The sequence below is a fragment of the Streptomyces albofaciens JCM 4342 genome, assembly GCF_008634025.1.
GTDB classification, from domain to species: Bacteria; Actinomycetota; Actinomycetes; order Streptomycetales; family Streptomycetaceae; genus Streptomyces; species Streptomyces albofaciens.
The window spans coordinates 2149809-2175997 of the sequence record NZ_PDCM01000001.1 but is presented as its reverse complement, the minus strand read 5'-3'; the positions used below and the strand labels follow the sequence as shown (position 1 = coordinate 2175997).

Annotated in this window: 27 protein-coding genes and 1 other RNA gene; 15 read left to right on the top strand and 13 right to left on the bottom strand. The window is 72.6% G+C overall.

Going from position 1 to position 26189, the window contains the following annotated elements:
• Nucleotides 1-40 precede the first annotated feature (40 nt).
• An RNA gene (gene rnpB, locus CP973_RS09860) (RNase P RNA component class A) lies at nucleotides 41-443 on the bottom strand.
• 77 nt (nucleotides 444-520) lie between these two features.
• Here rnpB and CP973_RS09855 point away from each other — a divergent pair.
• Both CP973_RS09855 and CP973_RS09850 read left to right on the top strand, forming a co-directional pair.
• Complete coding sequence (locus CP973_RS09855) at nucleotides 521-1321, top strand: MerR family transcriptional regulator (protein ID WP_150239386.1); 801 nt, start codon at nucleotides 521-523, stop codon at nucleotides 1319-1321.
• Between the two features lie 76 nt (nucleotides 1322-1397).
• The gene (locus tag CP973_RS09850) at nucleotides 1398-1988 is read left to right on the top strand and encodes a hypothetical protein (protein ID WP_244409359.1); all 591 of its coding nucleotides are present in this window, start codon (nucleotides 1398-1400) and stop codon (nucleotides 1986-1988) included.
• Here the strand turns inward: CP973_RS09850 and CP973_RS09845 are convergent.
• On the bottom strand, nucleotides 1975-3438 hold the full coding sequence (locus CP973_RS09845) for an RNB domain-containing ribonuclease (RefSeq protein WP_150239383.1): 1464 nt from the start codon (nucleotides 3436-3438) through the stop codon (nucleotides 1975-1977). The two genes, CP973_RS09850 and CP973_RS09845, sit on opposite strands and share 14 nt — an antisense overlap.
• A 113-nt stretch (nucleotides 3439-3551) precedes the next feature.
• Here CP973_RS09845 and yaaA point away from each other — a divergent pair, with 113 nt between their 5' ends.
• The gene (gene yaaA, locus CP973_RS09840; protein WP_150239381.1) at nucleotides 3552-4349 is read left to right on the top strand and encodes a peroxide stress protein YaaA; all 798 of its coding nucleotides are present in this window, start codon (nucleotides 3552-3554) and stop codon (nucleotides 4347-4349) included.
• A 67-nt stretch (nucleotides 4350-4416) separates the two neighbouring features.
• Complete coding sequence (gene eda, locus CP973_RS09835) at nucleotides 4417-5073, top strand: bifunctional 4-hydroxy-2-oxoglutarate aldolase/2-dehydro-3-deoxy-phosphogluconate aldolase (protein WP_150239379.1); 657 nt, start codon at nucleotides 4417-4419, stop codon at nucleotides 5071-5073.
• A gap of 48 nt (nucleotides 5074-5121) precedes the next feature.
• Here eda and CP973_RS09830 read toward each other — a convergent pair whose 3' ends face one another.
• The 4 genes from CP973_RS09830 to CP973_RS09815 all read right to left on the bottom strand — a co-directional run bounded on the left by CP973_RS09830 (nucleotide 5122) and on the right by CP973_RS09815 (nucleotide 10477).
• Nucleotides 5122-7173: an alkyl/aryl-sulfatase gene (locus CP973_RS09830; RefSeq protein ID WP_150239377.1), complete on the bottom strand. Its 2052-nt coding sequence runs from the start codon at nucleotides 7171-7173 to the stop codon at nucleotides 5122-5124.
• Between the two features lie 500 nt (nucleotides 7174-7673).
• Complete coding sequence (locus tag CP973_RS09825) at nucleotides 7674-8867, bottom strand: bifunctional RNase H/acid phosphatase (protein ID WP_150239375.1); 1194 nt, start codon at nucleotides 8865-8867, stop codon at nucleotides 7674-7676.
• A 3-nt stretch (nucleotides 8868-8870) separates the two neighbouring features.
• The gene (locus CP973_RS09820) at nucleotides 8871-9614 is read right to left on the bottom strand and encodes a zinc ribbon domain-containing protein (protein ID WP_208853239.1); all 744 of its coding nucleotides are present in this window, start codon (nucleotides 9612-9614) and stop codon (nucleotides 8871-8873) included.
• Entirely contained in the window at nucleotides 9611-10477 is an 867-nt protein-coding gene (locus CP973_RS09815) for a Nif3-like dinuclear metal center hexameric protein (RefSeq protein ID WP_150239373.1), read from the bottom strand. The genes CP973_RS09820 and CP973_RS09815 overlap by 4 nt, the downstream gene beginning before the upstream one ends.
• Before the next feature lie 322 nt (nucleotides 10478-10799).
• Here CP973_RS09815 and CP973_RS09810 point away from each other — a divergent pair, with 322 nt between their 5' ends.
• The 3 genes from CP973_RS09810 (at nucleotide 10800) to CP973_RS09805 (ending at nucleotide 13402) form a co-directional block, all read left to right on the top strand.
• Nucleotides 10800-12179, top strand: coding sequence for a hypothetical protein (locus CP973_RS09810; RefSeq protein ID WP_150239371.1), 1380 nt, complete (start codon nucleotides 10800-10802; stop codon nucleotides 12177-12179).
• Between the two features lie 133 nt (nucleotides 12180-12312).
• Complete coding sequence (locus CP973_RS39940; RefSeq protein ID WP_167538305.1) at nucleotides 12313-12477, top strand: hypothetical protein; 165 nt, start codon at nucleotides 12313-12315, stop codon at nucleotides 12475-12477.
• 55 nt (nucleotides 12478-12532) lie between these two features.
• Complete coding sequence (locus CP973_RS09805; RefSeq protein ID WP_150239369.1) at nucleotides 12533-13402, top strand: maleylpyruvate isomerase family mycothiol-dependent enzyme; 870 nt, start codon at nucleotides 12533-12535, stop codon at nucleotides 13400-13402.
• Nucleotides 13403-13416: 14 nt separating this feature from the next.
• Here the strand turns inward: CP973_RS09805 and CP973_RS09800 are convergent, their stop codons facing one another.
• The 3 genes from CP973_RS09800 to CP973_RS09790 all read right to left on the bottom strand — a co-directional run bounded on the left by CP973_RS09800 (nucleotide 13417) and on the right by CP973_RS09790 (nucleotide 16570).
• Nucleotides 13417-14370: a 3-oxoacyl-ACP reductase gene (locus CP973_RS09800; protein WP_150239367.1), complete on the bottom strand. Its 954-nt coding sequence runs from the start codon at nucleotides 14368-14370 to the stop codon at nucleotides 13417-13419.
• Nucleotides 14371-14489: 119 nt separating this feature from the next.
• Entirely contained in the window at nucleotides 14490-15575 is a 1086-nt protein-coding gene (locus CP973_RS09795; protein WP_150239365.1) for a Zn-dependent alcohol dehydrogenase, read from the bottom strand.
• 128 nt (nucleotides 15576-15703) lie between these two features.
• On the bottom strand, nucleotides 15704-16570 hold the full coding sequence (locus tag CP973_RS09790) for a MaoC/PaaZ C-terminal domain-containing protein (protein ID WP_150239363.1): 867 nt from the start codon (nucleotides 16568-16570) through the stop codon (nucleotides 15704-15706).
• Between the two features lie 373 nt (nucleotides 16571-16943).
• On the opposite strand from CP973_RS09790, the gene CP973_RS09785 reads away from it, so the two are divergent.
• The 3 genes from CP973_RS09785 to CP973_RS39935 all read left to right on the top strand — a co-directional run bounded on the left by CP973_RS09785 (nucleotide 16944) and on the right by CP973_RS39935 (nucleotide 19808).
• Nucleotides 16944-18353 (top strand): sensor histidine kinase, encoded by a 1410-nt coding sequence (locus tag CP973_RS09785; RefSeq protein WP_425281948.1) that lies wholly within the window; start codon nucleotides 16944-16946, stop codon nucleotides 18351-18353.
• A gap of 43 nt (nucleotides 18354-18396) precedes the next feature.
• Nucleotides 18397-19074 carry a DUF4328 domain-containing protein gene (locus CP973_RS09780; RefSeq protein WP_150239361.1) on the top strand — a complete coding sequence of 226 codons (678 nt, stop codon included), beginning with the start codon at nucleotides 18397-18399 and terminating at the stop codon, nucleotides 19072-19074.
• An 89-nt stretch (nucleotides 19075-19163) separates the two neighbouring features.
• On the top strand, nucleotides 19164-19808 hold the full coding sequence (locus CP973_RS39935) for a hypothetical protein (RefSeq protein WP_167538304.1): 645 nt from the start codon (nucleotides 19164-19166) through the stop codon (nucleotides 19806-19808).
• On the opposite strand, the gene CP973_RS09775 is transcribed toward CP973_RS39935, so the two are convergent.
• Nucleotides 19792-20733, bottom strand: a complete 942-nt coding sequence (locus CP973_RS09775) for an NAD(P)-dependent oxidoreductase (protein ID WP_150239359.1) — start codon at nucleotides 20731-20733, stop codon at nucleotides 19792-19794. The two genes, CP973_RS39935 and CP973_RS09775, sit on opposite strands and share 17 nt — an antisense overlap.
• Nucleotides 20734-20792: 59 nt before the next feature.
• Between CP973_RS09775 and CP973_RS09770 the strand changes: the two genes are divergently transcribed.
• Complete coding sequence (locus CP973_RS09770) at nucleotides 20793-21194, top strand: MerR family transcriptional regulator (protein WP_150239357.1); 402 nt, start codon at nucleotides 20793-20795, stop codon at nucleotides 21192-21194.
• On the opposite strand, the gene CP973_RS09765 is transcribed toward CP973_RS09770, so the two are convergent.
• Nucleotides 21184-22512: an NsdA family TPR-like regulatory protein gene (locus tag CP973_RS09765; protein ID WP_150239355.1), complete on the bottom strand. Its 1329-nt coding sequence runs from the start codon at nucleotides 22510-22512 to the stop codon at nucleotides 21184-21186. The genes CP973_RS09770 and CP973_RS09765 overlap by 11 nt on opposite strands.
• Nucleotides 22513-22626: 114 nt before the next feature.
• Here CP973_RS09765 and CP973_RS09760 point away from each other — a divergent pair, with 114 nt between their 5' ends.
• Together CP973_RS09760 and CP973_RS09755 are read left to right on the top strand one after the other, a co-directional pair.
• Nucleotides 22627-22833, top strand: coding sequence for a DUF7848 domain-containing protein (locus tag CP973_RS09760; protein WP_150239353.1), 207 nt, complete (start codon nucleotides 22627-22629; stop codon nucleotides 22831-22833).
• 18 nt (nucleotides 22834-22851) lie between these two features.
• Nucleotides 22852-23694 (top strand): protein kinase family protein, encoded by an 843-nt coding sequence (locus tag CP973_RS09755; protein ID WP_150239350.1) that lies wholly within the window; start codon nucleotides 22852-22854, stop codon nucleotides 23692-23694.
• On the opposite strand, the gene CP973_RS09750 is transcribed toward CP973_RS09755, so the two are convergent.
• Nucleotides 23685-23990, bottom strand: coding sequence for a hypothetical protein (locus CP973_RS09750; protein WP_150239348.1), 306 nt, complete (start codon nucleotides 23988-23990; stop codon nucleotides 23685-23687). The two genes, CP973_RS09755 and CP973_RS09750, sit on opposite strands and share 10 nt — an antisense overlap.
• A 218-nt stretch (nucleotides 23991-24208) precedes the next feature.
• Between CP973_RS09750 and CP973_RS09745 the strand changes: the two genes are divergently transcribed.
• Nucleotides 24209-24865 carry a hypothetical protein gene (locus CP973_RS09745; RefSeq protein WP_150239346.1) on the top strand — a complete coding sequence of 219 codons (657 nt, stop codon included), beginning with the start codon at nucleotides 24209-24211 and terminating at the stop codon, nucleotides 24863-24865.
• Nucleotides 24866-24939: 74 nt separating this feature from the next.
• On the opposite strand, the gene CP973_RS09740 is transcribed toward CP973_RS09745, so the two are convergent.
• Complete coding sequence (locus CP973_RS09740; RefSeq protein ID WP_150239344.1) at nucleotides 24940-25209, bottom strand: hypothetical protein; 270 nt, start codon at nucleotides 25207-25209, stop codon at nucleotides 24940-24942.
• Nucleotides 25210-25514: 305 nt separating this feature from the next.
• Here CP973_RS09740 and CP973_RS09735 point away from each other — a divergent pair, with 305 nt between their 5' ends.
• Nucleotides 25515-26153 (top strand): response regulator transcription factor, encoded by a 639-nt coding sequence (locus CP973_RS09735; protein ID WP_150239342.1) that lies wholly within the window; start codon nucleotides 25515-25517, stop codon nucleotides 26151-26153.
• Nucleotides 26154-26189 lie beyond the last annotated feature (36 nt).

The following is a 26189-nucleotide window of genomic DNA, read 5'->3' as shown; positions in this document are numbered from 1 at the left end:
GCCCCTGCCCGGGCGTTTGTGCAGGTCAGGGGCGAAATGGCGGACGAGTCGGCCTATACGCCGGGTTCTGTCACCGAAAGGCCTTGCGGCCCGTCGGGAGACGGCCATCCATCTAGGGCTGTCGTTGCCGGCAGCCTCGTGCGGTCTACCCGCGGACTCGGGCGGGCAGCCCTCGAACGTCCGCGCAGGGTCGTCGGCCGACGGCCCCTCTTGACCTTGCTCCGGGTGGGGTTTACCTAGCCCTCCGAGTCACCTCGGAGGCTGGTGGTCTCTTACACCACCGTTTCACCCTTACCGAGGACCGGAGTCCTCGGCGGTTTGCTTTCTGTGGCACTGTCCCGCGGGTCACCCCGGGTGGGCGTTACCCACCACCCTGCCCTGTGGAGCCCGGACGTTCCTCGGGGGGATGCGGTGCACCCCCACGCGGCCGTCCGGCCGGCTCGTCCGCCGTGCGGACCATGGTACCTGGCGGCCGGCCGCGCCTTGACCTTGCCGTAGCGGCAACGTTTCTACTGTCCCCATGAGGATCGGAGAGCTCGCGGCGCTGGCCGGTGTCACCACGCGGACCGTACGGCACTACCACCACCTCGGGCTGCTTCCGGAGCCCGAGCGGCTGGCGAACGGGTACCGGCGGTACGGGCTGCGGGACGCGGTGACGCTGGCGCGGGTGCGGCGGCTGAGCGAGCTGGGGCTCGGGCTGGGCGAGGTGCGTGACGTGCTCGCGGACGACGCGGGGCGGGAGCTGCGGGAGGTGCTGGCCGAGCTGGACGGGGATCTGGCGCGGCAGGAGGCGGAGATCCGGCGTCGGCGGGAGCGGCTGGGGGCGCTCTTGAGGCAGGTGGAGGAGGGTGGGCAGCTGCCCGCCGAAGGGCCTTATTCGGAGCAGTTGACGGAGCTGTTCGGCGAGATGCGGCGGGTCTCGGCCACGCTGCCCGGCCCGGAGCCCGCGATGGCCGCGAAGGAGCGGGAGATGCTGGAGCTGCTGGAGGTGGCCGCGGGCTCCGAGGTCGGCACGCAGATGGTGTCCGTACTGAAGGAGGCGGTCGCGCCGCCCGGGGCGATGGAGCGGATCTACGAGGTCTACGCCCTGCTGGACGAGCTGGCCGGGGCCGGTCCGGAGGACCCGCGGGTGGCGGAGGCGGCCCGCGCGCTCGCCGCGTGCATCCCGGTGGGGATGCTGGGCGAGCTGCCCGGGGAACGGGAGGAACTGGCCGTGACGGGGTTCGCGGACTCGTATTTCGCGGCTCTCGCACCGGCGCAGGAGGCGGCCGTGCGGCAGGCGCTCCGGCTGGTGTTGGAGCCGGGTGAGGAAACGGCGTAGGGAGGGGCGTTACGTGGGTGACGAGGGGCGTGGCATGGGGCGGGGACGGCGGTTGCTGGCGTACGAGGGGAGGTGGATGGCCAGTCTGGGGCTGTGGGTGACGCGGCGGCGGCACGGTGTCGGCCCGGGGCGGCGGCCGCTCGGTTACGCGCGGGCGCAGGCGCCGATGATGTACGGGTTCGCGTTCGTGTGCGCGGTGGAGACGGTCGGCGTCGGGTTCCTGCTGGCGAAGCTTCCGGTCGTGCACTGGATCATGCTGGTGCTCGACGTCTATACGGTGCTGATGGTGCTGGGTTTCCAGGCTGCGGCCGTGACCCGGCCGCATGTGCTGGGCCCGGAGGGGCTGCGGGTACGCCAAGGTGCCGCGCTGGACGTGTGGATACCGCTGGAGCGGATCGCGTCCGTACGGTATGACCTGCGCTTTCCGAAGGCGGAGACGGCCGGGCGGCAGACCCTTGAGCGGGCCGGGGTGCTGGAGATGGCGGTGGCGGCGCAGACCTGCGTCACCGTCGAGCTGACCGAGCCGGTCACGGCGGTGAAGCTGCTGGGGCGGCGGGTGGCGGCCCGTACGGTGCGGTTCCACGCGGATGAGGGGCGGGCCGCGGTCGCCGCCATCAGGGAGGAACTGGCGGCAGGGAAGGAAACGGCGGCGGTCACGCCGGCGTGAAGCGGACCGGGGCACGGCCCGGGTCCGCTTCGGTGAGGCGGACGCGCAGGGGGTGGCCCAGCGGCAGCGCCGGGACCCGCTCGCCGCCGTCGATGCGGCCGACCACCGCCGGGTCGTACAGGTGCACCGTGCCGCGGTCCGGCCGCGCCTCCTGAACGTCGACCACGTACCCGTCGAAGATCTCGCCGAGCCGGTCCTGCATCAGGGCCGCCTCGACGAGGTCGACGCACTCCCGCTCGACCTGGTTGGCCCGGCGGCTGCCCGCCGCCATCTCGGCGGGCAGGTCGGGCAGTGCCGTACGGACCCAGTCCGGCGGCTCCTGGCCGGCCGACGCGGCCAGGCACAGTTCCGCGCCGTAGCGGTCGGCGAGGCGCCGCAGCGGGGCGGTGACGTGGGCGTACGGGGCGGCGACGGCGGCGTGGCGGGCGTGTTCGGGGGCGGGCGGGTCGCCGTCGAAGACGGTGTAGCCCGCACCGCGCAGCAGGGAGGTGCAGTCCTGGAGGAAGGCGGCGTGTGCGGTGCGGGTGGGGTCGAGGGTACGGACGAGGGCGGCGTACGAGGTGTGGGCCGGCCAGTCGATGCCGAGGGCGCGGGCGGTACGGCGCAGGCGGGCGACCGCGCCGTCCGGGGCGGTGGGGAGCGTACGCAGGACGCCGGTGCCGGAGGCGAGCATCAGGCCGGCCGCGGCCATGCCGGTGAGCAGGGAGAGCTGGGCGTTCCAGCCGTCGGCGGGGCGGGGCGCGCGGTAGGCGAGGGCGTAGCCGTCCGGCCGCTCGATGATCTCCTGCTCGGGGACGTTGAGGGAGATGCCGCCGCGGGCCACCTCCAGGTCCTCGCGGAGGCGGCCGATCTCGCGCAGGAGGCACAGCGGCTCCTCGGCGGTGCCGGTGTCCAGCGCGCGCTGTACGCCCTCGTAGTCCATCCTCGCGCGCGAGCGGACGAGGGCGCGGCGCACGTCCGTCGAGCGCAGCGCGCCGTCCGCGTCCAGGTCGAGCCGCCACAGGACGGCCGGGCGGTCCTCGTCGGGGAGCAGGCTGGCGGCACCCTCGCCGAGAACGGGCGGGTGCAGCGGGACGCGCTCGTCGGGGAAGTAGAGGGTCGTCACGCGGCGGTGTGCCTCGGCGTTCAGGGCGCCGCCGGGGGTGACGAAGGACGCCACGTCGGCGATGGCGTAGTGGACGCGGTAGCCGCCGCCGGGGCGCCGGGCCAGGGACATCGCCTGGTCGAGGTCCATCGAGCCGGGCGGGTCGACGGTGAACATCGGCAGGTCGGTCGCGTCGGTGGCGGCCGTCTCGGCGGGCGGGTGCGGCCAGCGGGCGGCACTGTCCGCCTCGGCCTGCGCGGACAGCGGGAAGGCCTGCGGTACGTCCAGCCGCGTCCGCAGCTCGCGCAGCGCCGCGCGCAGCGGTGCCTCGGCTGCGGCGGTCACGCGGAGGTGGCGGCGGGGCATGTTTTGAGCGTAGGGGGCGCGCGGGGCGCCCGCCCCTCGATGGGGTGCCCGCTCCGCCCCCGCCCCGACCGTAAAGTGGCACAGCCATTGCACAGCAGGTTAAGGAGAAGCGCGTGCTCGTGTTGTTGCCGCCGTCCGAAGGGAAGGCCGCGTCCGGGGGCGGGAAGCCGTTGGACATGGGGGCGCTGTCGCTGCCCGGGCTGAATCCGGCTCGGGAGGCGGTGCTGGACGAGCTGGTCGGCCTGTGCGCGGCGGATGAGACGAAGGCGCAGGAGGTCCTGGGGCTGAGCGACGGGCTCCGGGGCGAGATCGCGAAGAACGCGGGGCTGCGCGAGGCCGGGACGCGGCCGGCCGGCGAGATCTACACGGGCGTGCTGTACGACGCGCTGGGCCTGGCCACGCTGGACGCGCGGGCGCGGCGGGCGGCCGAGGCGTCGCTGCTGGTGTTCTCGGGGCTGTGGGGCGCGGTACGGATCGGCGACCGCATCCCGTCGTACCGCTGCTCGATGGGCGTGAAGCTGCCGGGGCTGGGCGCCCTGGGCGCGTACTGGCGTACGCCGATGGCCGAGGTGCTGCCGCAGGCCGCGGCGGACGGTCTGGTGCTGGACCTGCGGTCGGCGGCGTACGCGACGGCATGGAAGCCGAAGGGCGAGATCGCGGGCCGTACGGCGACGGTGCGGGTGCTCCAGTCGAAGATCGTCGACGGGGTGGAGAAGCGGTCGGTGGTCAGCCACTTCAACAAGGCGACGAAGGGGCGGATGGTGCGGGACCTGCTGACGGCGGGGCGCGCGCCGGAGGGCCCCGCGGAGCTGGTGGAGGCGCTGGGTGATCTCGGATACGTGGTGGAGGCCGAGGCCCCGGCCAAGGCGGGCAAGGCGTGGGCGATCGATGTGGTGGTGACGGAGCTGTAATCCCACGAACGGGAGGGCATTGCAACATCCGCAACGACCGTTGCGGATGTTGGCCTCTCGCAGCACTATGGGCGGCGTGACTACCGCTGCCGCCCCCTCCCCCGCCACTCCGCCGTCCGTGCTGGGGCTCGCCCCCGTGATCCCGGTCGTGGTCCTCGACGACGCGGCCGACGCCGTGCCGCTCGCCCGCGCACTCGTGGCGGGCGGGCTCCCGGCCATCGAGGTGACGCTGCGTACGGCCGCCGCCCCCGACGCGATACGGGCGATCGCCGACGCCGTCCCGGAGGCGGTCGTCGGCGCGGGCACGGTGCTCACCCCCGAGCATGTGGACACCGCGGTCGCGGCGGGCGCCCGCTTCCTGGTCAGCCCGGGGTGGTCGCCGCGGCTGCTGGCCGCGATGCGCGGCTCGGGCCTGCCGTTCCTGCCGGGCGTCTCGACGGCGTCGGAGGTGGTGACGCTGCTGGACGAGGGCGTCACCGAGCTGAAGTTCTTCCCGGCGGAGGCCGCGGGCGGCACCGCGTACCTGAAGTCGCTCGCCTCGCCGCTTCCCCGGGCCCGCTTCTGCCCGACCGGCGGCATCGGCCTGGCCTCGGCGCCCGCCTACCTGGCACTGCCGAACGTGGCCTGCGTCGGCGGTACGTGGATGCTGCCGGCGGACGCGCTGCGCGCGAAGGACTGGGGCCGGGTGGAGCAACTGGCGCGCGAGGCCGCGTCGTTGGCCTGATCCCCTGGGACGACGACGCGGCCTCGCGGACAGAACGCCCAACGGACGTTACGGCGCCACGATCGCGAACATGGGATCCGGCACCGTCAGATACCCGAACACCGTGTCCGCCGCCGCCCGGTCGTCGACGCGGACGGTGCCCGCCTCGACCGCCGCGTCGAAGTTCCGCTGGAACAGCGGGCCTTCGAGGAGGATCGCGTCGAGCGCCGCCCTGGTGAGGGCGATGGTGGCCTGCGGCTTGCCCGCGTACAGGTCGGTGCCCGCGACGTACACCAGGACGCCGTTGCGCAGCGTCGTGGTGCACTCCTGCCGTGTGTCGGTGAAGTTCCAGTGGAGCACGATCGCGGCCCGCTGTTCCTCTGCCGCCTTCGGTCCGTCCACGCTGCGCGCCATCGCCGCGAAGATCTGCTCCAGGGTCATGCTGCGGACCAGGTCCGGCGCGCCCTTGCCGGTGGGCCGCTGCGGTCCGGTCCGCAGCTCCTCGGCGCCGGTCAGGAAGAAGTTGCGCCAGGGTCCGTTCTCGGCGCCGTAGCCGAGCTGGGCGAAGGCCTTGATCTGGAGGGCCTTGGCGTCCTGGACCGCCTTCTCGGAGACGGTGCCGGGGTCGGCGAAGATGACGTGGTTGAGCAGCTCCACGACCCAGCGGTACGCGTCCGGGTCGCCCTCGCGCCCGTCGTACGCCTCCTGCGCCTTGCGCACAACGGCCTCGGCGCCGCCCATCGCCGCCACATAGCGGGTGCCGGCCGCGGTCGGCGGCAAATTCCACAGGTGGGCCGGATTTCCGTCGAACCAGCCCATGTAACGCTGGTAGACCGCCTTGAAGTTGTGGCTGAGGGAGCCGTAGTACCCCTGGTTGTACCAGTGGTCGGCGAGGCCGGCCGGCAGGTGCTGGAGTTCCTCGGCTATCTCGATTCCGGTGTATCCCCGGTTGATGAGCCGCAGCGTCTGGTCGTTCAGGTACGCGTACATGTCCCGCTGGTTGCTCAGGAATTCGAGGATGCGCTCCTTGCCCCAGCGCGGCCAGTGGTGCGAGGCGAATTCCACTTCGGTGTGCTCGCCGAAGGTCTGGATCGCGTCGGTGAGGTATTTCGCCCAGGCGTGCGCGTCCCGTACCTGGGCGCCGCGCAGGCTGAGGATGTTGTGCAGGTTGTGGGTGGCGTTCTCCGCCATGCACAGGGTGAGGAGTTCGGGGAGATAGATGTTCATCTCCGCGGGCGCCTCGGTGCCGGGCGTCAGCTGGAAGATCAGCCGTACGCCGTCGATGACGCGTCGGTGCAGCCCCTCCCGCCACGGGATGACGTCGGCGGGCGACCAGTCGTCACTGGTGACGGCCTCGGCGCTGCCGATGTAGTCGGTCGGCGGCAGCAGGGTGACCTCGCCGGTGGAGACGGTCAGGCCGAGGCCCGAACCGACCTGCGCGTACGGGCCCTTGTCCAGCTCCGCCGCGTACATGTACTCGGCGCGGCGCTGCATCGCCGGGCCCGCGTAGACGTTCTCGCTGACGGCGTGCTCCAGGAACCCGTCGGGCGCGAGGACCGGGAGGCCGGCGGGGACTTCGTCGTTCCGCTCGGCGAACAGGCCGCGGGCGCCGCCGAAGTGGTCGACATGGCTGTGGGTGTAGACCAGCGCGCGGACCGGGTTCCGGTTCCCGGTGGTGTCGCGGTACAGCGCGAGGGCGGCCTGCGCGGTCTCGTAGCAGGCCAGCGGGTCGATGACGATGATCCCCTGGTCACTCTCGATGATCGTCATGTTGGACAGGTCGTACCCGCGCACCTGGTAGACGGCCCCCCGCGCACCGGAGGTGACCTGGAACAGTCCGGCCGCCGCGGTGAGCCGCCCCTGCCGCCACAGGCTCGGGCTGACGGTCGGGGGCGCCTGCTCGTCGCCGTCGGTGAGGAAGTCGTACGCGGTGAAGTTCCACACCGCCTTGCCGCTGTCGGTCCGGGAGTGGATCGCCGGTACGTCCGGCTGTGCCAGCAGCCCCCGCTGCGCCTCCTCGAAGTCCTGGGAGCCGCCTTCCCGGAGGCGCTCCGCGGCCTTCCGGTTGGCTTCCGCGACGGACGCGGAAATCTCGACGGGCCCGGTGTACTCGTTCGGCATACCAACCTCCGTAAAGGCATGCGGAATGCGCGCATGCGGCGGGGAAGGACGCGGTCGCGCCCGGTGTGCCAGCGACGCTAGGAAAGCGGGGAGCGCACTTCAAGAAACCAATCAAGCCAGCCGTGCGAACCGGCCCCGAGCCGGTGCAGAGCGCAGGGATCACGCCAGGCGGAGAACGGACCGGAAAGCGACCGGAGGGTGACGGGAAACGGCCCGCGCGGATGGGGGAATGGCCCGCGCGATGACCGGCGGGCCTTTCCCGTGGCGGGAAAACCGGGACCGGGACGAAAAACCCGGGCCCGGGACGGACGCCCCGGGCGCATGGCGGAAAACCCGGGCCCGGGGCTGAAAACCCGGGCCCGCAGCGGGAATGCCCGTCCCCGGCCGCTCGGCCACGGCCGCCCGACCCCGCTCTCCGCCCCGGCCGCCCGATCCCGGCTCTCCGCCCCGGCCGCCCGGTCCCGGCCGTCCGCCCCGGTCGGCCCCGGTCCCGGCGCCGCTCAGCGCAAATGCGCCGTCTCGTTCACCAGCCGCACCGAGGCGTTCCCGTCCGCGTAGTACGCGACCGCCGACAGCGACGCCGCCGACAGCTCCATCCGGAACAGCGACTCCGGCGGGGCGCCGAGGGCGAGGCGTACCAGCGTCTTGACCGGGGTGACGTGCGAGACCAGCAGGACGGTCCGGCCCGCGTACCGGGCCAGCAGCTTGTCGCGGGACAGGGCGACGCGGCGGGCGACCGCGGCGAAGGACTCGCCGCCGGTGGGCGCCGCCTTGGCGGAGCCGAGCCAGGCGGCCAGGTCCTCCGGGTAGCGCTCCTGCACCTCGGCGAAGGTCAGGCCCTCCCAGGCGCCGAAGTCCGTCTCGCGCAGGCCCTCGTCGACGCGCACGTCCAGGCCGAGGCGGGCCGCGACGGTCTCGGCCGTCTGCCGGCAGCGCTTGAGGGGCGAGCTGACGACGGCCTGGACGGTGCCGCGCGCGGCGAGCGCGGCGGCGACCGCTTCGGCCTGGCGGTGGCCGGCCGGGGACAGCTCCGGGTCGGAGCCGCCGCTGCCGGAGAACCGCTTCTGCGGGGTGAGGGCCGTCTCGCCGTGCCGCAGGAGGACGAGCGTGGTGGGCGCGCCGAGGTCGGCGGACGCCCAGCCCACCGGGGGCGCCTTCGGCTCGGCGGCCCCGGCGGCTTCCGCGGCCTCCGCCGCGGCGTCGGCCGCCCGCGCCGCCGCGCTGCGCGCCGTGCCGCCCGCGTCGAGTTCGGCGCGGGAGTCGCGCGGCTCCCACTGCCGCCCCGCCTTGCCCGCGTCCATCGCCTCGTTGGCGAGCCGGTCGGCGTGCTTGTTCTGCTCGCGCGGGATCCACTCGTACGTGACCCGGCCGGGCGGGAAGACCGTCCGCGCCTCGGACGCCAGCGGCCGCATGTCCGGGTGCTTGATCTTCCAGCGCCCGGACATCTGCTCCACCACGAGCTTGGAGTCCATCCGCACCCGCACCTCGGCGTCGGGGTCCAGGGCGTGCGCGGCGCGCAGGCCGGCCAGCAGGCCGCGGTACTCGGCGACGTTGTTGGTGGCGGTGCCGATGTACTCGGCGGCCTCGGCGAGCGGCTGCCCGGACTCCGGGTCGATGACGACCGCGCCGTAGCCCGCGGGCCCCGGGTTGCCCCGGGACCCGCCGTCGGCCTCGACGATGAGCGTACGGGCCACGGTCTACAGGCCCGAGTCGGGCGTGCGCACCAGGATGCGGCTGCAGTTCTCGCAGCGCACGACCTTGTCGGCGGGCGCGGTGCGCACGTCGTTCAGCTCGGTGATGTCCAGCTCCAGGCGGCAGCCCTCGCAGCGGCGCTGGTAGAGGCGGGCGGCGCCGAGGCCGCCGTGCTTCTCGCGCAGCTTGTCGTAGAGGGCCAGCAGATCGGCCGGGATGTCGGCGACGGTCAGCTCGCGCTCCTTGCGGACCGTCTCGGCCTCGGCGTCGATCTCGGCCCACACGGCGTCCCGGCGGGCGGTCGCGTCGTTGACCTTGGCCTGCACGGACTCCACGCGCTCGGTCAGCTCGGCGACCCGCTCCTGGGCGGACTCGCGGCGCTCCATGACCTCCAGGACGACGTCCTCCAGGTCGCCCTGGCGCTTGGCGAGGGAGACGATCTCCTTCTGGAGGTTCTCCAGGTCCTTGGGCGAGGTGATGGCGCCGGAGTCCAGGCGCTGCTGGTCGCGGGCGGCGCGCTGGCGCACCTGGTCCACGTCCTGCTCCGCCTTGGTCTGCTCGCGGCTGGTGTCGCTCTCCTCGGTCTGCGCGGCGACCAGCAGGTCGCGCTGCTGGGTGAGGTCGCCCTCCAGGGTCTGGATCTCGGCCAGCTCGGGGAGGTTCTCGCGCTTGTGCGCGAGCTGGCTGAGCCTCACGTCCAGGGCCTGGACGTCGAGGAGGCGGATCTGGTCGGCGGGCGCGGCGTTCAGCGGGGGGCTCCTGTGGTAGTGGTCGGGGTCGTACGGGCGTCGGACGCCGCGTGGGCGGTCCAGGGGTCGGTGACCGTGCGCGAGACATGGGTGCGCAGGTTCCAGCCGTGCCGGTCGGAAATCTCGTCGAGCTGGGCCGCCGCCTGCTCGCACCAGGGCCACTCGGTGGCCCAGTGGGCGGCGTCCAGCAGCGCCAGCGGACTCTTCTGGGTCGCCTCGGAGGCGGGGTGGTGGCGCAGGTCGGCGGTGAGGAACGCGTCCACGCCCGCCGCCCGTACGTCGTCGAAGAGGCTGTCGCCGGAGCCGCCGGAGACGGCGACCGTGCGGATCGTACGGTCCGGGTCGCCGGCGATCCGGACGCCCTGGGCGGTCGCGGGGAGCCGGGCGGCGGCGTACGGGCCGAACTCGGCCAGCGTCATCGGGTGCGGCAGTTCGCAGATCCGGCCCAGGCCGCGGCGGCCGTGGGGGTCGGTGGCGTCCGGCACCAGCGGGCGGAGGACCCGCAGGTCCAGCGCGCCCGCCAGGGCGTCGGAGACACCGGGGTCGGCGGTGTCGGCGTTGGTGTGCGCGACGTGCAGCGCGATGTCGTTCTTGATCAGGGTGTGCACGACGCGGCCCTTGAAGGTGCCGGCCGCGACCGTGGTCGTACCGCGCAGGTAGAGCGGGTGGTGCGTGACGAGCAGGTCGGCGCCGAGCCGGACCGCCTCGTCGGCGATCTCCTGCACGGGGTCGACGGCGAACAGGACCCGGCGCACCCCGGCGTCCGGGTCACCGCAGACCGTGCCGACGGCGTCCCACGATTCAGCCCGCTCGGGGGGCCAGAGGGCGTCGAGCGCGGCGAGGACTTCAGACAGTACGGGCACGGGGGAAGGTTACCTCCCAGCCGTGCCCCCGTGCCGGGCCGCTCGGCGGCCGGGGCCACGGCACCCGGCCGGTCACTCGTCAGAGAAACAACCGGTGCACTTCACCGGATAGCCGCGTAGATCGTCCAGGCAACTGTAGGCCGCCGTGACGACGGCACCCACCCCCCTCACCTCCCCTCCGTTCCGTGAAGCACACCCTCCCCCGCTACATCAAGGCGAACCGGACATCCGCCACACTTTTGCGTGAACTGCCGCAACCTTCTCTGATCGTCTGGGCGTGCGAAAACTACCTTCGGGCCCACTGACAGGAGGTGAGCACTCGATGACGGCCTGTGTCACCGAGGACGCCGCGACGCCGGACACCCGGCCGCACCCCGCGGCGCTGACCATCGCCGCCGACGGCTCGTACGCCGCCCGGCTGGCCCGGCACGAGAGCACCGGGAACTGGTTCCCCGAGCGCTGGACGCTGGCGGGCCCCGAGCCGTACGCGGTCCCGCTGCCCGGCCACCGGCCCGAGGAGGCGGACACCCGGCTGCTGCCGCTGGCGGACGGCCGGGTGCTGATCCGGCGCCGGGCCGCCGACCGCCACGCGCTCGGCCTGCTGTACCCGACCGGCCCCGGCACCGGCGAGCTCCCGCTCGGCACCGTCGAGGCCGCGGAGCTGACCCTGCTGCCGGCCGCGCCCTGCGGCAGCCGCGCCTACGCCCTCGCGCCCGGCGAGCGCTCCACGGTGCTGTGGCTGGTGCACGACGGCCACCGCTCCCCGGTCCCCGGCCAGGTCCGCACCGTCCCCGCCTGCGTCGCCGAGATCGAGGGCCGCTGCACGGGCGGCGTCTGGCTGGACCGTACGGGGCGGCTGCTCGCGCTGGACCAGGAGCTGGACGGCCGCACCAAGACGGTGGCGGTCGACCTGGAGCGCGGCGGCGAGGTGAGTCCGCTGCTCCAGATCACCGAGGAGAGCAACGACCGGCTGCTGCTGGCCGATCCGGACAGCGGCCTGCTGGTGCTGCGGTCGGACGCGGCGGGGCACGACCGGCTGGGCTGGGGTGTGCTCGGCAGCGCGCTGCCGGTGCGCTTCCCGGAGTGCCTGCGGCTGCCGGACGCGGCGCTGCGGCCGTTCGCCGTGCAGCCGGGGCAGGCGCTCGCGCCGGAGAGCAGCGCGGTGGCGTTCCGCATCGACGCCGTCACCGGCACGTGGCTGGGTGTGTGGCGGCCCGCGGAGCGGCGGCTGCGGCAGCTGCCCGCTCCGCGCGGCTGGCTGGCGGGTACGGGGCTGTGGACGGCCGACGGGGAGCTGCGGCTGCCGTGCGTGACCCCGGCCGTACCGTGCGGGCTGGCCCGGCTGCCGGCCTCCGCGACGGGGGCGCGGTCCCAGGAGGAGTCAGAGGAGCCGGTCGACGCCCCGTCCGCCGAGGCCGGGCCCGGTGCGGACGCGCCCGCCCCCGCCGGGGCCCTCGTGCCCGCCGGCGTTCCGGCCCGGCCCGCACGGTGGATCCGCGTCCCCTCAACTCCCCCGTCGGCAACGGCGCATACGCAACCGCCGCCGCCCCCACCCGCCGACGCCTTCACCGCATCCGCACAAGCGGAATCCATGACCCGGGAACCGTTCGGCGTGCCCGCGCATCCCTCTCCGTACAGGCCGGTGCCGTTGCAGCAAGCACCACTGCAACAGGCCCCGGCGGCGGCCCGGGAGGCCCGGTAGAGCAAGATCGTTCGCTTCGTTAGTATCAGCGGTCGACCGGCCACCGACGGCCTGGCCGCGGCGCGTCCCAGGCGCCGCGGGGACAGGCCCCGCCGCGTACCGCCGTAAGCGATCCGACGGAGTGACTCCCCCCATGTCCGAAGCCCGAACCGACACGACCCAGGCGCGCCCGCAGGACGCCGACCGGGCCGCCACGGCGGCAGGCTCCGGCAAACACCGAGGCCCGGCCGCCTCGGAGAACGCCGACGCGTCCCCGAACGGCCGGCACCGCCGGACCAAGGAGCCGCAGGACGCCTGAGAGAAACGGTAATTCTCGGTAGCCGCCGGGCCGTTGCGGTGGGCAGGCTCCGGTCATGGACTCTCCGCTCCCCCAGGACCCGCACCACGCGTGGCTCGGCACTCCGATCGACGCGCGCCCGCTGTTCGCCCCCGAACACGCCGCGCTGATGGCCACGGTGCGCGGTCTGGCGCCCGCCGACTGGAGCCGGGAGGCGGTGCCGGGCTGGACCGTCCGCGACCTCGTCGCCCACCTCCTGGGCGACTTCTACGGGCGCCTCTCGCGCGACCGGGACGGCCACCGGGACGGCCCCGTCTTCGCGCCGGGCGAGACGCTGGAGGCGTTCATCCACCGCATCAACCAGGAATGGGTGGACGCCTTCTCGCGGGTGAGCCCGGCCGCGCTCACCGACACCCTCGGCCTGGTGGGCGGGCAGGTGGCCCGGTTCTTCGAGGGCGCCGATCCCCATGCGCCGTCACTGGGCGTGTCGTGGGCCGGTGCCGACCCGGCGCCGATGTGGCTGGACAGCGCACGCGATCTGACCGAGTTCTGGACGCACCGCCAGCACATCCGGCACGCGGCCGGGCAGGACACCGACCCCGATCCGCGGCTTCCGTCCGTGGTGCTGGACACGTTCATGCGGGCGCTGCCCCACACCCTGGACGGCGTCGAGGCACCGGTCGGCACACAGATCCAGGTACGGATCGACGGTCTGGCCGGCGGCACCTGGACCGTGACGGCCACCGGGGCCCGCTGGTCGCTGGCCGAACCCGCGGGCACACGCCCCACCGCGCCTCCTGCCGCGCTGGTCCGGCTGGACGCGGAGACCGCCTGGCGCCTGTGCACGCGCGGCATCCAGCCGGACACCGCGCTGGCCCGTGCCCGTATCGACGGCCGCCGCGACCTGGCGGCAGCCGCCTGCCGGATCGTGTCGATCATCCACTGAACCGGCCCGATACCTCAGCGCCTCTTCAGACCGAACACCTCCGCCGCCGCGAACGTCTCGCCCGGCGGGCGTTCCTCGTAGTACGGCGTCAGCAGCCCGTCCAGTTCCGCGTACGTGAACGCGTCCTTCGCCGTGTCGAACTGGGCCGCCACCTTGGGCCGTTCGATCACCGCGACCATGCCGCCGTGCACCACGAGCAGCTGCCCGTTGAGCCGCGCGGCGGCGGGCGAGGCCAGGTAGCCGACCAGTGGCGCGACGTGCTCGGGCGCCAGCGGGTCGAGGGTCCCGTCCCGCGGTACCTCGAACCCGGCGAACACGTCCTCGGTCATCCGGGTGCGGGCGCGCGGGCAGATGGCGTTGACGGTGACGCCGTACTTGGCCAGCGCGAGCGCCGAGGACGTGGTGAGGCCGACGATGCCGCCCTTGGCCGCCGCGTAGTTGGGCTGGCCCGCCGAGCCCGCGAGGAACGCCTCGGAGGAGGTGTTGACGATCCGCCCGTAGACGGCGGCGCCGGCGGCCTTGGAACGCTCGCGCCAGTGGGCGGCGGCGAAATGAGTGGTGTTGAAGTGGCCCTTGAGATGGACGCGGATCACCGAGTCCCACTCGTTCTCGGTCATGGAGAAGATCATCCGGTCGCGCAGGATGCCCGCGTTGTTGACCAGGATGTCCAGCTTCCCCCAGCGGGCGACGGCCTGGTGGACCAGGTCGCGGGCCGTGTCGTGGTCCGCGACATCGCCGACGTGCGCGACGGCCTCGCCGCCCGCGGCACGGATCTCCTCGGCGGTCTCCTCGGCCGGGGCCGCCGACGCCGCACCGGAGCCGTCCCGGCCGGGCTGCCCGTAGTCGTTGACGACGACGGCCGCGCCGAGCCGCGCCAGTTCCCGCGCCTCCGCCCGGCCGAGGCCGCGGGCGGCGCCGGTGACGATCGCGGTCAGTCCGTCGAGCGGCCGTTCAGTGGGAGCGCTCACGTTGTCGGCTTCCTCTCGTTCGTCGGGGGCCGTCGCGCCCGCGTTCCTCTCGTTCGTCGGGGGCCGTCGCGCCCGCGTTCCTCTCGTCCGCCGGAGCGTCTCACCCGCGCCGGGACGGATCACATCTCGATGCACGTACGCAGCGCCACGCCGGTCCGCATCTGCTCCAGCGCCTCGTTGATCTCGGTGAGCCGCACCCGGTGGGTGATCAGCCCCGCCAGGTCGATCCGGCCCGCCCGCCACAGGGAGATGGCCCGCTCGTAGGAGCGCAGCACGTCCCCGCCCCCGTACAGCGACGGCAGGATGCGCTTCTCGTCGAAGAACAGCTCGAACATGTTGACCTGGAAGTGGTCGTCCATCGCTCCCGCGCCGACCACGCAGAGCGTGCCGCCGCGCCGCGTCGTCTCGTAGGCGGTGCGCGCCGTGGCGGACTTGCCGACGACCTCGAAGACGTAGTCGAAGCCCTCGCCCGCGGTGACCCGCTGTCTGGCGTCGGCCAGTTCCTCCGGGGCGACCGCTTCCGTGGCGCCGAAGCGCAGCGCCGCCTCGCGGCGCGCGGCCACCGGGTCCACCGCGACGATCTGCGCGGCCCCGCACACCCGCGCGCCCTGGACGGCCGAGATCCCGACGCCGCCGCAGCCGATCACCGCGACGGACGCCCCGGGTTCCACCCGCGCGGTGTTCATGGCGGCGCCCAGCCCCGTCGTCACCCCGCAGCCGATCAGCGCCGCGATCTCGTACGGCACGTCGTCCGGAATCGGTACGGCGCAGTTGGCCGCGACCACCACTTCCTCGGCGAAGGTGCCGGTGCCCGCGAAGCCGAAGACATCGGACGGGTCGGCGCCGGGGCGGCGGAAGTTGGGGGTTCCGGCGTTCATGAACCCGGCCAGGCACAGCTGGGTCTGGCCGCGCTTGCAGGAGGGACACGTACCGCAGGCGGGCAGCCAGCACATCAGCACCCGGTCGCCCACCGCGAGCCCCTGGACGCCCTCGCCCACCTCCGTGATCTCGCCCGCGCCCTCGTGCCCGGGGACGAACGGCGCGGGCTGCGGCAGTACCCCGCTCATCGCGGACAGGTCCGAGTGGCACAGCCCGGTCGCCCGGATGCGGATGCGCACCTTCCCCGGCCCGAACCCCACCGCCTCGATACCGTCGAGGACTTCCAGCTTCTCCTGCCCTGTCTGGTGCTGAATCGCTGCGCGCATGATGCGCTCCCTTCGCGGGGCGGCGGGGTCGGATGATCACCTGCCGGGCGGGGCGGCCCGGGAATGTCCTTGCACGCTCGGGGATGCCCCTGCATGCCCGGGAATGCCGGTACGTGCTCGGGTATGCCTTACACGCCCGACGGGCTGACGGTGACGGCGGTGTCCGCCAGGACCGGCGCGTCGTCCCGGTCGGCCGCCGTGACCGACACGAGGACCCGTTCGGGCTCCTGCCACATGCGTACGCGCAGCGTCTCGCCGGGGAAGACCACCCCCGCGAACCGGGTCGAGTACGCGGCGACGCGCGCCACGTCGCCGTCCAGCACCTCGTCCACCACCGCCTTCAGCGTGATGCCGTACGTGCAGAGCCCGTGCAGGATCGGCCGGTCGAAGCCGGCGAGCTTGGCGAAGTCGGGGTCGGCGTGCAACGGGTTCCAGTCGCCGGACAGGCGGTAGAGCAGCGCCTGGTCCTCCCGTACGTGCCGCTCGACGGTACGGTCCGGCGCGCGCTCGGGCAGCGTCGGGCGGCTGGACGGGCCCCGCTCACCGCCGAACCCGCCCTCCCCCTTGACGAAGATCTGCGTGTCGCACGTCCAGAGCGGCCCGTCATCATCAGCCGTCTCGGTACGCAGCACGATGACCGCGGCCTTCCCCTTGTCGTACACGGCCGGGACGGTGGACTTCTGGACGGCGCGCCCCCGTACGGGAATGGGCCGGTGCAGGGTCACGGTCTGGCCGCCGTGCAGTACGGCGGCGAGGTCCACGTCGATACCCGGCGCGCCGAGGCCCCCGGCCAGCGCCATGCCGCCGCCCGCCACCGTCGCGAAGCTGGGCAGCACGTGCAGCTTGCTCTCCAGGGTGTAGCGCAGCTCGCCGGGGTCGGCGGCGGGCACGCCGGCGCCGATGCCGAGGTGGTAGAGCAGGACGTCCTTGGGTTCCCAGGCGAGGTCGGTGGTCCGCGGTTCGGCGGAGGTGGCCTGGGCGGCGTCGATGGGCATGGGGCTGCTGCTCCTTCACCACGGTGTGAAGACCCCGACGCGGCCGTCCGCACCGTCGGCCGTGCCGGGGTCGCCTGCGGTCGGCGGTCCGTGGTCCGGTCCGGCCATGGCCGGCGACCGTACCCGGGCGTCCCGTTCTAGAACGCGTTCTATCCGACGGCTTCCATGTATAGCCGATCCGGCAGGAGCCGGGAACCCCTGACGGCCCGTCAGCCAAGCGCGCCCCGCCGACCCGCCCGCCTCCATGACATTTGTCCCCATCGGCCGCGTACATTCACCCCTGCCGGGCCCGAGGGCGGCCTCGGTAGCGTCGCGAGCGACGCGCGCAGGAGCGCGGACAGCGGCGCGGAACAGGGAAGAGGCAGTACGGAACGTGCGCAGGAACCGGCAGGCCGACAAGAACGGGCCCGAGAAGAACGGACCCGAGGAGAACGGGTGCGACGGACAGGACGGCGGGCGAGGCCGCCCCGGCGGACTTCGCGCCCGTATCCGTGCCCGTGTCCGTTCCCGTCGTACCCGTACCTGCAAGCCGGCCGCCCCCGGCTGGACCGGCCTGCTCGACCTCGACGACGGGCGGGGCGCGGGCGTGGCGGCCACGGCCCGTCGTCGCCACGGGTCCTCCATGTACGCCAAGGGCAAGGGCCCGCGCCCCCAGACCTTCCTGCCGTGGCTGCTGATGAGCGTCGGCGCCCTGTCCAACATCATCAGCGGCAGGGACCAGAACACCTGGCTGGCCGGGCTCGGCCTGCTCGCCTTCAACTCGATCTACATCTTCGTCGTCTTCTCGGCCTTCAACCCGCGCTACCGCGACTCGCGGGTCCCGCTGTACGGCTTCGCCGCCCTGACCGCGGTCACCTACGCCATCGCACTCACCTTCGGCCACGCCTGGCTGCTGTTCTTCCCGCTCCTGTCGCTGGCCTCCGGCGCGGTCCGGACCCTGCGCGGCAGACCGCACTTCGTCGTGCTGGTGGTCATCAGCGGCTCGGCGGGCACCATCTCGGGCTGGCGCTTCGCCGACCACTGGATGTCCGCCGCCATCGGCTACGCCACCTTCTTCTCCGGCATGATCGCCGCCACCGTCCTGCACCTCTTCGACACCATCAAGCAGCTCGACGCGACCCGCCAGGAGCTGGCCCGCACCGCGGTGGAGAAGGAGCGCCTGCGCTTCTCCCGCGACCTGCACGACCTGCTCGGCCACACCCTCTCGGTGATCGTCGTCAAGGCGGAGGCGGTACGGCGGCTGGCGCCGCGCGACGTGGACGCGGCGCTGGGCCAGGCCGCCGACATCGAGGCGGTGGGCCGCCAGGCGCTGACCGAGATCCGCGAGGCGGTGACCGGCTACCGCGAAGGCAGCCTCGGTACGGAACTGGACCGCGCCCGGTCCGCCCTCCAGGCCGCCGGCATCGAACCCGTCGTCCGTGAATCCGGCCCGCCGCTGCCCCCGCAGACGAGCGCGCTGCTCGGCTGGGTGGTGCGCGAGGGCGTCACCAACACCGTGCGCCACAGCGGCGCCACCCGCTGCGAGATCGAGGTCCGCACCGACGCCTCCGCCGGGCGCGCCCGCCTGACCGTCACCGACGACGGCCGCGGCCCCGCCGCGCCGTCCGCGGCGCCCGTCACCTCCGGAGGCACCGGCCTCAAGGGCCTCACGGAACGTCTCGCGGCGGCCGGGGGCACGCTGGACTCGGGACCGGACGGGCGGCGGGGGTTCCGGCTGGTGGTGGAGCTGCCGGTGGACAGTGAGGAGGTGGACGGCGGGGCAGAGGTGACGGCACGTCAGTGATCATGGTTGGCATCAGGGGCTCGCCTTGGGTCAGGATGACCGGGTGAACGACGACACCCCACAGCCCACTGCACAGCCCGCCCTGCAACCCGTCCGGGGTGCGGCCAGTATCGCGATCACCGGCTTGGTCCTCGCCGGCGCCGCCTGGGTGGCCCGGGCCGTGTGGCAGGTCCGGCTCGCCACGGCGGGGCAGCCGTCCTCCGGGCTGCCGGACCAGGGCAACGGCCGGCACCGCCCGCTGACCGGGCTGGAGGACGCGTACCACATAGTCACTTCGCTGGGGGACGCGGCCACGCTGCTGTGCGCGGTCGCCTTCCTGGTGTGGCTGGTGCGCGTACGGGACAACGCGCGCGTCATTTCGGGGCAGCCGCCGCGCTACGCCGGACCATGGGTCTACCTCGGCTGGATCATGCCCATCATGAACCTGTGGGTGCCGCGCGGAATCGTCGCGGACGTCCACCGGCAGAGCGCCCCCGGAGAGCGGCTGCCGCGCTCCGTGAACTGGTGGTGGGGGCTGTGGCTGGCGGGAATGGTGAGTGGGGTGGGGCTGATGTACGCCGACTCCACGGATGACGTCATCGCGCGCGCCTACTCGGACGTACGGCTCCTGCTGCTGGCCGACGTGGCGGTCGTGGGCGCGGCCGTGGCCGGTGTCCTCGTCGTACGCGCCCTGACGGCGGCGCAGCAGCGACCGCCGCGCCCCGTGTCAGCCGGGCGTTAGCGAAGCGCCAGCCGTGCGATAGCGGTCCCGGCCAGGATCGGTGACGTACCGAGCAGAAAACGCCACCGACCGCCCTTGGGGGATCCGGAATGAGCTCCAGCACCACCGCCCGCACCGCCCGCCGCCGCACCCTGCGCGTCGCCGCCGCGGCCCTGATCGCCACCGCCGGTCTGACCCTGACCGCCTGCTCCGGCTCGGACACCACCGGCACCAAGGCCGCCGCCGGCAGCCACGCCGCCACGGGCCACACGGATACGGACATGGGCATGGCCGCCGCCGAGACCAAGGCGGGCGGCGCGCGCACCGGCACGGCCAAGGGGTCGTCCCCGGTGCGCACCCAGCCCCTGCCGGACGGCAGCAAGGCCGAGATCCGCAAGCTCGGCGAGCAGCACTACCGCGTCAAGATCATCAATCGCGGTGACGTCCTGGCCACGCTGGAGGCGAACGGCAAGGACACCGGGCTCGACGCCAACGGCATGTACGTCGTGCTCACGCTCGACGGCCAGGTCCACGCCTGGATGGGCGGCGAACACCAGGGGCCGGGCACCTTCAAGCTCGCGGGCGGCTGGACGGCCAAGGTCACCAAGGCCGGCGAACTCCACTACCGCGCGCAGATCATCGGCCACGACGGCGTGGTCGGCACGCTGGAGGCGAACCAGCACGACACCGGGGGCGTCGCCAACGGCGTGTACATCGTGCTCAGCGCCGGTGGCGTGATCAGCTCCCACCTCTGAGCGCCGGCGCCGCGGCCGACCGGTCCCGTGCCGCCTTCCTGAAGACCTCGAACACAGCCAGGTAGTTCTCGCCACCGTGGCCAGCGGCGATCGCCTCCTCGGCGATCGCCTTCATCAGCCGCGGCTGGTCGGAGTGGACGCCCTGCTCCACGCTGGTGCGGGTGATGTGCTCAAGCGCCTGGAGGTTCATCTCCATGGTGCCCGCCTCACCGGGGTAATCGCCCTTGTCCAGGGCAGGAGCCTGCTCGGTGAGAGTCGCGTTCACCACCGCGGGCATGAACCAGTCGAGTGCGAGGTCGGCGAACGTGACGGCCGAGACGCCCGCCGACCCGACCAGCGCCGTGGCGTGCAGAAAACCGTTCATGGTCGCGTACATCATGTCGAGCAGTGCCGTGTTGTATAGCACCGCCAGGCCGGGATCGGTGCCGAGGTACCGGGGGCCGCCCATGCTCGCCAGCGTCGCCCGGTGCTCGTCGAAGACATCCTGTGGGCCGCTGTAGAGGAAGACGGACCCGGGGTGCCCGACGAGCGGCGGCGGCACCATGATCGCGCCGCCCAGGTAGGCGGCGCCTCGCCCGTTTGCCCAGCTCACCGCCGCACGCGCCTCATTCGGAGTACCGGAGTTGAGGTTGACCAGCACGCGTCCCATCAAAGCGTCACCGGCGGAGTCGAGGACCGCGTACATGGTCCCGTAGTCCTTGAGACAGACGACCGTGACGGGGCTCGCGGCCACCGCCTCGGCGACGGTCCCCGCGCGGTGGGCGCCCTTGATGACAAGGCTGTCGGCTCTCTCCGGAGTGCGGTTCCAGACGGTCGTGGGGTGGCCGTGCTGCAAAAGCGCGCCGGCGAGGGCGAGACCCATGGGGCCGAGGCCGATGACAGTAACGGGCGTGCGCCGGGGGCTTGTTGGCTGCTGATGCGTCATGCGGAATAGACTGCTGTCTCACATCGGTGTGAGAGTCAACTGGACGTGGTGGTCGTCACATGCGCATGGGAGAATTCTCCCGGCTGACCGGCGTCAGCCCACGCCTGCTGCGCTATTACGAGGAACAGGGGCTCCTCAGGCCGTCGCGGCGGCCGAGCGGATATCGCGAGTTCACGGAAGAGGACATCGTCACCGTCCGGGGCATCCGCATGCTGCTCGGCGCCGGTCTCAGCACCGCCACGATCGCCGAACTGCTGCCCTGCATGGTCGATGACGGGCAGACCCTGACACCAGCCTGCGCCGGCCTGCTGCCCGACCTGAACCGGGAACGGGAACGCATCAACGAGGCCATGTCCGGCCTGCTGGCCGCACGGAAGAAGCTTGACGCCATCATCGCCGCCACGGCGCCGGCCGGAGGCGACGATCCGGATGCCTGCTACGCGGCCGGTACTAGACCTTGAGCAGCGGCCGGGCCCGCTCGTACAGCGCGCGGGCGGCGGCGTTCTTCCGGTACGGACGGATGAACGCGGCCATCCGCCGCATACGGTCGTCGGCTCGGCCGGACTTCACGAGCGGGTAGTCGTCCAGCGCCAGGTTCCAGGTGTGGCAGGCGGCTTCGAGGTGGCCGAGTTCCAGTTGGCGTTCGGCGAGCAGGCCGCGATAGTGGACGCGATCGCGCCGGTACACGCTTTGGCGTACCCGGTCCGCCTCCTCCATCGCCTGGAGAGCCCTGGCCTTGTCACCGAATTCGTAGCGCACCTGACTGGTGTGGTAGCAGAGCGCGGTGGCACTGTACGAGCCCCACATCCGCACCTGCGTTTCGGCCCGCTCCATCGCGGATTCCGCCGCGCGGATATGGCTCAGCGCACCTGCCCGGTCCCCCGTGCGCGCCGCGGCGTGCGCCTGCTGCCCCGCCAGGAACGCCCGCATCCGCGGCCCCGCCTGCGGCGACACGGCACCAGCAGCGTCCGCGAGCCGCAGGGAATCGGCGCCATGGCCGAGGTTGATCGCCTGTACGCTCATCCCGCGGAGGACCGTGCTGTACGCGAAGGGATCGTTTGCCGCCCCCGCCAGCTCCAGCGCCTTGAGGTAGTACTGCTGCGCCAGGTGGTGTTCCCCCTCGTCCACGGCCATGTAGCCGGTGCGGTAACACAGAATCGACGCGGCGGACCGCAAGGCCGTTCGGACCTCTTCCGTACCGTCCGCCGCGAGGGCCGGTGCCACCGTATTGATCAGGAATGACGCCGCCATGGGCCGCGCGTAGCGCCCACCGAATTCGTCGTCCAGCTCCGATACGCGCTCCGACATGGCGACGACCATCCGCACATCGCTCATGCCGATGTGCGCGCTCTTCCCGGTCCGGATGCCTTCCGCCCTCGCCACGACGTCCTGCCAGCCAGGAATGGTCAGGGCGACGGAGAACAGTCCGGCTCCCAACAGCCCACGCCGCGAAGGGTCCACGTCCATGCTCCCCAATTCGACCAGCCCTTCCAACGTACCCACGAATTCGGACGCCTGAACGGCCGGCACGGGAAATCCGGCCTGGGCATGGGTGACGGGACGGCCGAGCCTCCGCGCGAACGCTTCCAGGACGATGGGCCGCACGGGCTCGCGCGGCAACGTACCGCCGAGCCAGTGATGCACGGCGGACTCGTTGTACCGAAGTGTTCTGCCGACCTCGGTGCCCACCCGGTTGACCGCCCGCGCGCACTGATCGAGGGACCAGCCGCTCTCCGTGAACAGACGTCGCAACGCGCAGTTGGGTGTCCGCTGTGCCATGGCCGCTCAACTCCCGTTTAAGGACGTTAAAACTGCGCCTCGGTGAGCACCGTACCGCCGGAATCCGTACCGGAGTTGGCTGGTCAGGAAACCGGTACACGAGAGGGGCACGCAATGACCTCGGAACAGCCCGCCACCTACCGCCTGGAATGCGTACACGAAGACGCGTCCGGCCCCTGCTGGGCCCGCTCGCCCCGGGTCACCGACCCGCGGGCGCTGGACGCCTGGGCGGCGAAGCACACGCGGGAGACGTGTGGGGCGCACATCCGGTTCGACGAGCACGTCCGACGGCCGCGCACCATCCGCGCGCCGAAGGCCTAGCGGGAAGGGAACGGCACCGTGGAACCCTGCTCCCCCTGCCCCCTCCCGAACGGCGTGGCCGTGGCCCTCACCCCCACCGGGGTGCGCCTGGTGACCAATCGCCGCGGGTCCACCGTCTGGGACGTACGGACCGCGGCGGAGCGGTACGCCGTGAAGGTCGGGCGCCCCGTACCCGAGTCGGACGATCATCCCGGGCAGGACTGGACCGGTGTGGCCCCGGCCCGCGAGGCCGTGGTCCTCCAGCTGCTGGATACGTTCGCGGTCTACGGGACGTGGCCGTACGGGACCTGGAACGCGCAGCCGTGGCACGAAGGACCCAGCCTGTACGAACTGTGGGAGCCGCAGCGCGAGGGCGGGGTCCCGCCACCCCTCGACGCCGCGCACGCGTGTGCCGACGCGCTCGTCGCGCTGCACGAGGCGGGGTGGGTCCACGGGGACATCCGGCCGGACCACTTGATCATCGGCCCCGCCGGCACCGCCACGCTCATCGGCCTCGCCCTGGCGCACGGCGGAACGGTGCCGGACGCGGTCGATTTCCCGTACCCGGGCAGCCTCGTCCCTTACGAAAGCCCGGAAATCTCCCGGAGCATTCTGGAAACGGGAACGGCGGCGCCCACCACCGCATCGGACGTGTACGCGCTGGGCGCCTCTTTCTTCCTCAGCGCGACGGGGCGGCGGCACGTGGATTACCCCGACGGCGCGCCGCGCGCCGTGCAACGGAAAACCGCCGCCACCGCCCCGCACCGCCCGGTGACCGTCCCGGGCCTGTTCGGCAGACTGATCGAGGCCATGCTGAGCCCGCTGCCGGGCGACCGGCCGACCAGCGCCGAGGTGCGTTCCGTCCTCGCGTGTCAGCCCTGAATCTTCAGGCTCACGCCCCGTGGCGCCTTTGCCGACTTGCCCGGCGGGACGACTTGGCCGACGGTGCCGGTGCAGTTCGTGCCCCGGTACACGACCACTTCACGGTTCGTCTGGTTCTTGATGTCGAGGCCTTTCCTGGGCCAGGAGAAACACGCGCCGTCGTGCGGATTGACGAACTTCTCCTTGCCGTTGACCGTCAGGGTGCCGGTCGCCGCCTGGGCGCTCGTGGGATTGGTCAGACACAGGACAGCGGCGGCGAGCACAACGCCGACCGCTGAAGATCGCGAACGCTTCAAGGTGCCTCCCTGGATACGCGGTGCAGTACCCGTATGGCTACCTCGCCCACCCCCCACCACTCCGCCCGCCCGCGTACCGTCCGGGTGATTCTCCGGCCGGCTCCCGGGCGGCCCCTCGTCGTCGCCATGGGAGCACAACCCTCCACCCGGCTCGCGGGTCAACCCAGTTGACCAACGCTGATCAGTGTTGTCACAGGCCCGACCGGAAGAGGTACCCGATGATTGTTCGCCGCGCCCTGACCACGGCCCTCGCCGCGGCCGTTCTTCCGGCGGCCGCCCTGGTGGCGGCCCCCGGCGCGTACGCGGCCGGGCAGGCCGGAGAGCAACTGCCCAGCTGCTACGACGTCTCCACCGCGAGCGGTGACTACGAGCAGAAGACCATCAAGCTCGTCCAGACCGATGCCGACGGCCCGGTCGTCCGGGGTGGCGGCTGGCGGTCGTTCCGGGCGACGGTGACCAACATCGGCAGTACGACCTTGAAGACGCTCGGCATGTCCGTCTACGCCTGGCGGCAGGTGGAGGACGAGGACCCGGTGATCGGCGGGTTCATGGCGTTCGAGTACAGATCCCAGAAGACCGGCAAGTGGACTCCCGTGGACAGCGACGCGTCCGGCCGCTTCGTGACCGACGGTGTCGTGAGGGCCGGGAAGTCGGTGACGTACGACCTCCGGCTGCGCGCCACGGCCGATCTGCCGGCGCACATGACCTGGGCCGACATCAGCGTGGACGCCTCCTTCGTGAACCGCTACCGCTTCCCCGACGGCCGAGTGGTCTCCTGCCGGGCAGGCGAGACGGGCCAGAACATGGTCCACATCACGGACGCGGCTGCCTCCCGGCCCACCGGCCCCGCCCGCACTTCGCCGCGGACGGGCTGAAAAGGGGCGCACCAGTCTCCATCACCGGTCCGCCCGAGGGCGTGGCCGGTGATGGACGCTTCCCGAGGCCTTGGTCAGCCACGGGTCGAGGGAGGCCGCTCGCTGTGCTGTGCCTTGTCGGTCGCCTCACCGGACGCCCAGTGCCGGTCCGCGCCTTTGCCGGCATCGCGGGTGATCGCGTCCTTTCGCTGCTCCTCGGTCATGTTCCTGAAGCGCCGTGGGAGACGGCGGACTTCAGCCCCTGAAGAGGTCATTCCGTGCGCCCACTTGCTCAGTGCGCGTTGCCGTTTTTCTGGATCCGCGATGTTCTTGATGCGGTCCGGAACACTTGGTCTTTCACTCATGGGACTCTCCTAGGCGATCAGCGAGCGGTGTTGGCGACGCGTGACACTCCGAGGAACAACGCCGTTTGTCCGGAAGGATCTACCGAGGCCGATACAGGCGTTGCAGAAATGTGCGCCTGCAAACCAGGGTGAACCTCTTCGGGTACCCCCGCAAGATTTCCAGGGCGGCCGCGCCGGCCTGGGAACCGTCGGCGGCAGCACCAGCCGGCAAGTCCGCCGTAACGTCGTCGTTCTGCGGCTGACCAGCGAGGATGGAGCCTCGCCCGGTCGTTCCGGGTGGGGCTGGCGGTGTCTAGTCTGGCCCTATGACTGACACACCCGGCGAGCGCCCCGTGAGATGTACGCGAGTTCTCCTCGCCGAGGACCAGGGAATGATGCGGGGCGCCCTCGCGCTGCTGCTCAACCTTGAGGACGACATGGAGGTCGTCGCCCAGGTGTCGGCCGGGGACGAGATCGTGCCGACGGCGCTGGAGGCGCGGCCGGACATCGCGCTGCTGGACATCGAGCTGCCGGGGCGCAGCGGGCTGGACGCGGCGGCGGAGCTGCGGGAGGCGCTGCCGTCGTGCAAGGTGCTGATCGTGACGACGTTCGGGCGGCCGGGGTATCTGCGGCGGGCGATGGAGGCGGGGGCGTCCGGGTTCCTGGTCAAGGACGGGCCGGTGGAGGACCTGGCGGCGGCGATCCGGCGGGTGCTGGCCGGGGAGCGGGTGATCGACCCGGGGCTGGCCGCGGCGGCGCTCAGCGCGGGGCCGAATCCGCTGACCCAGCGCGAGCGCGACGTGCTGACCGCGGCCGTGGACGGGGCGACCGTCGCCGACATCGCCGGGAAGCTGCACCTGTCGCAGGCGACCGTGCGCAACTATCTGTCGGCCGCCATCGGCAAGACGGGGACGCGCAACCGTATGGAGGCGGTGCGGACCGCCCGGCAGAACGGGTGGCTGTAGCGGGCGGCGGGGCCGGTCCGTCACCTCCTCCCGGAT